The sequence below is a fragment of the Candidatus Symbiothrix dinenymphae genome (assembly GCF_001431085.1).
Map to the genome: position 1 here is coordinate 1 of NZ_BBRU01000149.1, position 762 is coordinate 762.

The following is a 762-nucleotide window of genomic DNA, read 5'->3' on the forward strand; positions in this document are numbered from 1 at the left end:
GGGCATCGTCCTACGGACAGGATATGGCATTGAATGCAAGCCCTGAAAGGTTTTATCCCGTGGGGATTATAGCTCGGTAGAAATAGAATGCCTCCCCCATTCCTGCATCCCGTGGGGATGCAACATCATCCGCAATCGGTTGCATCCCTACGGGATGCAGGGTGGAGGTTAGAATTGGCTTTTCTACCGAGCTATAATCCCTACGGGATAAAAGGCTATGTATATTTGTCCCTGCGGTACAAGGCACCGTTTGCGAAATGATAGCACCTGAAAAAAAGATTTAGCTTTTTATTCCATTTTTCCGAATTTATGTTGTATCTTTGCAGCGTAAACATTAAAAATTTTATAAGATGAAACGTATTTTTAGGACATTGAGTATTGTCGGGGCACTGTTTGGGATGAGCCTGACGGCAACAGCCCAAACTCCGGCTGTTTCGACCAAGTATTCGGACGAAAAAATTGAGGAGTTAATCCAAAGTTATCACACGGCAGATGCCCGTGATGTGTTCCCTGATGAAACGCTGTCGCAACAGTTGAAAAAAGACTTTTCGGCAGCGCGCGACATTGAGTGGGAAACGGCAGCCGGAATCTACGAAGCCGAATTTGAAATCAAATGGACAGACTACAAAGCCTTCTACGATGCCGACGGAAACCTGTTGATGTACATTGTTGACATTCGGCTGTCGGAAGTTCCCGCCACTATCAAAAACGCGGCAAAGACGAAGTATCCCGCGTTCAGATTCGACCGCGATGCTAAGAAAA

Annotated in this window: 1 protein-coding gene and 1 pseudogene; both read left to right on the forward strand. The window is 46.2% G+C overall.

What is annotated here, in order from left to right:
* Positions 1-87: 87 nt before the first annotated feature.
* Positions 88-261, forward strand: a complete 174-nt coding sequence (locus tag ASC50_RS07080) for a hypothetical protein (protein ID WP_158648301.1) — start codon at positions 88-90, stop codon at positions 259-261.
* Positions 262-350: 89 nt separating this feature from the next.
* Positions 351-762 (forward strand): annotated as a pseudogene (locus ASC50_RS02305) (hypothetical protein); the annotation flags it as partial.

Coding starts and splice junctions, on each gene's coding strand:
- ASC50_RS07080 (WP_158648301.1), top strand. CDS start 88: ATGCCTCCCCCATTCCTGCATCCCGTGGGGATGCAACATCATCCGCAA.